This window comes from Aquitalea sp. LB_tupeE (assembly GCF_013391415.1).
GTDB lineage: Bacteria > Pseudomonadota > Gammaproteobacteria > Burkholderiales > Chromobacteriaceae > Aquitalea.
The window spans coordinates 1-291 of record NZ_JACAXB010000003.1 but is presented as its reverse complement, the minus strand read 5'-3'; the positions used below and the strand labels follow the sequence as shown (position 1 = coordinate 291).

The 291-nt window shown below is 51.9% G+C and carries 1 protein-coding gene; it reads right to left on the bottom strand.

Going from position 1 to position 291, the window contains the following annotated elements; genetic code table 11:
• Positions 1-192, bottom strand: a 192-nt coding sequence (locus tag HWX34_RS00805; RefSeq protein ID WP_370459650.1) for a response regulator, incomplete at its 3' end; no start/stop codon positions are given.
• Between the last annotated feature and the right edge of the window lie 99 nt (positions 193-291).

Sequence of the window (291 nt, the reverse complement as noted above, 5' to 3'; positions counted from 1 at the left end):
GCCGGTCATATTGGGCATGTTCCAGTCTGAAACAATAAAATCGAAATGCTGGTTTTTCAGCTTGTGCAAGGCGACCTGGCCGTCTTCGGCCTCGTCCACATTGGTAAAGCCCAGCTCTTTGAGCAGGTTGCGCACAATGCGTCTCATGGTCGAGAAGTCATCCACGACCAGAAACTTCATGTTCTTGTCCACCATAAATAAGGCTCCAAAGAGTTGATTCGTTAGTGGCGTCCACCCGCCCGGCACAGGCCAAAGCGGGGACAGCGTTATCTTTGAAGGTAAGGCAGCAGG